Origin of the sequence: Rhodoferax sp., from assembly GCF_039922535.1 — a bacterium.
Taxonomy (GTDB): Bacteria; Pseudomonadota; Gammaproteobacteria; order Burkholderiales; family Burkholderiaceae_C; genus Rhodoferax_B.
In genome coordinates, this window is sequence record NZ_JBDTEM010000276.1 from 1 (window position 1) to 3,825 (window position 3,825).

4 protein-coding genes are annotated in these 3,825 nt (G+C 58.3%); 1 reads left to right on the plus strand and 3 read right to left on the minus strand.

The window, feature by feature from the left end:
- Positions 1–6: 6 nt before the first annotated feature.
- The 3 genes from ABI213_RS12685 to ABI213_RS12695 form a co-directional block, all read right to left on the minus strand.
- Positions 7–807: an ABC transporter permease gene (locus ABI213_RS12685; RefSeq protein ID WP_348027367.1), complete on the minus strand. Its 801-nt coding sequence runs from the start codon at positions 805–807 to the stop codon at positions 7–9.
- On the minus strand, positions 804–1,661 hold the full coding sequence (locus ABI213_RS12690) for an ABC transporter permease subunit (RefSeq protein WP_348027373.1): 858 nt from the start codon (positions 1,659–1,661) through the stop codon (positions 804–806). Before ABI213_RS12690 ends, ABI213_RS12685 begins: the two co-directional genes overlap by 4 nt.
- Positions 1,662–1,784: 123 nt before the next feature.
- Positions 1,785–2,891 carry an extracellular solute-binding protein gene (locus ABI213_RS12695; protein ID WP_348027369.1) on the minus strand — a complete coding sequence of 369 codons (1,107 nt, stop codon included), beginning with the start codon at positions 2,889–2,891 and terminating at the stop codon, positions 1,785–1,787.
- 330 nt (positions 2,892–3,221) lie between these two features.
- Here ABI213_RS12695 and ABI213_RS12700 point away from each other — a divergent pair.
- The coding region (locus ABI213_RS12700; protein ID WP_348027371.1) for a sterol desaturase family protein at positions 3,222–3,825 on the plus strand (604 nt) is incomplete at its 3' end.

Sequence of the window (3,825 nt, forward strand, 5' to 3'; positions counted from 1 at the left end):
GAAAAATTAGGGTTTGACGGCGTTCTTGGCGTTGCGGCCAAACACTTGGATCAGGCCCATGGAAGCCCAGGTGATCATGAAAGCCATCACCGCCAGCGCGGACGGCTCATAAGCTTTATTGGCACCCACCAGTTGCAGGTACGGACCAAATGCCGGGCGGCTCAGCAGGCTGGCCATGGTGAACTCACCAATCACCACGGCAAAGGTCAAAAACGCGCCCGACAAAATGGCCGACCGCAGGTTCGGGAAGATCACCTTGAACAAAATGGTGAAGGTGCCAGCGCCCAGCACTTCGGCAGCCTCGGTCAGGGTGCGCACGTCGACGGTGCGCAGGCCAGTATCAATGGAACGGTACATGTAGGGCAGTGACAAAGTCACGTAGCTGCACACTAGCAAAAAGTCGGTCGCCCGCTCGTTGCCGGTCAATGGAATCCACGAACTGCTGCCAAAGATGCGCAGGTAGCCAAACACGATGACGATGGCCGGAATCACCAGCGGCAGCAAGGTGATGAACTCCACCAGCGGCCGCAGCTTGGGCAAGCGCAACTGCACCCAGTACGCCGTGGGCACCACCAGTAGCACCCCCACCACGATGGTGATGACGGCCATCATGATCGAATAGCCAAACGTGGCCTGGAACAGCGGGTCGGTAAACACCACCCGGTAGGCCTCAAAGCTGTATTCGCCGCGCAGCATGCGCAGGCTGAACTCAAAGGTGGCGATGAGCGGGATCAAAAAATAACTGGCCCCGACGCAAATGGCGATCCAGGCACCCAGGCGGGAGGAAGATTGCGCGCTGGTAGTCATGTGCGCCCCTTTTCAGATTTGCTGCGCAGCCAGATGTAGCCTGCGTTGGAAACACCCGTAATCACCACCATCCCCAGGGCCAGCGCGTAGCCCAGGTTGGGGTTGTGCAGCACGTCGCCACGAATTTGCGCATACAGCAGGATGGGCACGATATTGAGCGAGCTGCCAGTCAACGCGTAGGCCGTGGCCACCGCGCCAAAAGCATTGGCAAACAACAGCAACATGGCTCCCATGATGCTGGGCCACAGTACCGGCATCGCGATATAGCGCCAATAGTGGAAGGCCGATCCGCCCAGGCAGTCGCAGGCCTCACGCCACTCTTTCTTCAAGCCCTCCAACGCGGGCGAGACGATCAGCACCATCAACGGAATTTGAAAATACAGGTAGGTCAAGGTCAGCCCGGTGAAGCTGAGGATGCTGAAGCCGGTGGAGTACAGATCAAATCCCAGGTACTTGCGCATCAGCGCCGTGACCAGACCGACCCGGCCCAGCGTAGCCAAGAAGGCAAAAGCCAGGGGCACGCCGGCAAAGTTGGATGCCACACCCGAGAACGTCATCAGCGTAGGCCGTATCCAAGCAGGCAGCTTGCCCTGCACGGCCGCCCAGGCCAGCAAGAAACCAATGATGCCGCCGCCCAGGGCCGACGCGGCGCTGATGCGAAAGCTGATCCAGTAGGCCTGGATGACGCTATCAGTCCACAGGCCAATAATGTTGTCCAGGGTGAAATGCCCGGCTTCGTTCTGGAACGCCCCGACCATCAGGTAGGCGGTAGGTAAAATCAAAAACAGCGCAGCAAACAGCAGGAATGGCGTCACGCCAAGCCAGTGCCAGTTGGCGGATTTAGCCGGAGCCATGCCCGCCCCGGAGTTCAAAGTATGTGCCACGTGGTGCTGCGCCTTTCAGCAAACGGTCCCAAAAACAATACTGGCATGGCCCGTGAGAACCATGCCAGCGAGGTAACTAACGCGACGCGATGCTTACTTGGCTACGTCAGCGCCCACCACACCCCATTGCTTGGTGATAATGTCTTTAGAGGCGTTTTGGTCTTCCAGGGTAGGGAACACGGCCTTGGCGTAACCGGCTGCGGGTGGCAGCTTGTCGAGCATGGCTTTAGGCAACTTGTTCTTGGCGACCAGGTCGGTGAAACGGATGGGGTGGCAGTAGCCGTCCAACCAGCCGATTTGGCCTTCGTCCGAGTACAGGAATTCCATCCACAGCTTGGCAGCGTTCGGGTGCGGTGCATAGGCGCTGATGCCTTGCACGTACACACCGGCAACCACACCGGTCTTAGGCACAACGACGGCGACCTTGGGGTTGCCCTTGAGTGCGTCACGGTCAGCCAAAGCGTTGTAGTCCCAGCGAATCACAATGGGCGTGGTGCCTTGGGCCAGCGACGCGGCTTTGCCGGTCACAGGCACAAAATTACCGGCCTTATTCATATCAGCGAAGAACTTCAAACCCGCAGCGCTGGTAGACGCGGCATCCTTGCCACCCATGGCCACACCCGCGGCGTACACGCCCTGGATGGCTTGGTTGGCCGAGCGTGGATCACCCGCCAGAGCCACGGAATTCTTGTAGTCGGCCTTGAGCAGGTCGCTCCAGTCGGCAGGCACCTTGCTGATCAGATCGGTGTTGACTTCAAAGGCCAGCACGCCGTAGTAATCGCCGTACCAGTAGCCTTGCGCGTCCTTGGTCGAATCCGGAATGGTGGCCCAGTTGGCTACCTTGTAAGGCTGCAGCAAACCTGCGGCCTTGGCCTGGGGGCCGAAGGACAAGCCCACGTCGATCACGTCGGGCGCTTGCGGGCCTTTGTTGTCTTTATTGGCCTTGATGGCTTCCAGTTCGTCACCCGAGCCCGCGTCGGGGTTCAGTTCATTCACCTTGATGCCGTATTTGGCCTTGAAGGCATCGATCAACTTGCCATAACCACACCATGAGCGCGCCAGCGCGATAACAGTCAACTCACCTTCGGCCTTGGCTGCAGCGACCAGTTGGGCCGACTGGGCCGAGGCGCTTTGCACACCACCCAGGGCAGCAGAAACCGCTGCGGTGATGGCAAGAAATTTGAACATTTGACGAGGCATATCACTTCCTTTTCGTAATCCGATGAAGACACATTTGACACATGAAAGATCAGGGTCCTGCAGACGCTCCGGCAAGGAAACGCGTTTGCAAACACCCAGCCTGGACTGGCGGTATGGAGGCATAAAAAATGCCTTGCAATCCCCGATTGCATACTACTGCCAGCCTTATGCTTGCGCAATCGTAGTGGCGATTTATGACTACTCCGCGACTATTTCGTGACACAAGCAATTTGCAAGCCAATGCCAGCACAGGCTGCACTTGGCTAGAGTGCTACAGTAAACCGAGCGTATCTCTCGTAAACCCTAGCTGATCTGTTTTGCCCTCCATCGATGCGCGACACCATTCTTTACCTTAGCGGGTACCAAATCATGCTGTGGGGCTGCCTATTCTTCGGTGTGCTGGACCTGGGCGCGGGTGCCATCAACCTGTATATCGTTCACAAGATCATGCCTCGGTGGGACCATGGCGGCCCGTTAGACCCGCGCCCGACCAGCCCCGGCCAGAATGCCCGCGAACTACAACAATCCGCCATTGCCATCCTGCTGTTTGGTGTGGGCAGCGTCGTGCCCTGGGGCTTTTTGCAACTCGGCTGGGCCAAGCTGTCCACCGGTTCCAGCGGCTGGCAGATCGCACTGGAAATAGGCTTTCTGGTGGTGTGGAACGAGGTGCACTTCTACGCCAACCACTGGCTGCTGCATCGGCCCTGGTTGCGCCGCTTTCATCTGGTGCATTACCGCTCGGTGGTGGTCACGCCCTGGTCCAGCTACTGTTTTCACCCGGTGGAGGCGATGATGCTGGGCAATGTGATTTTGCTGCCCATGCTGTTGCACGACTTCAACGTGTGGTCGCTGCTGGCGGTGCCGGTGTTCAGCATTGTTTTCAACAACATTGGCCACTCGAATTACGACTTTTTGCCCGATGCCGACCGCGACC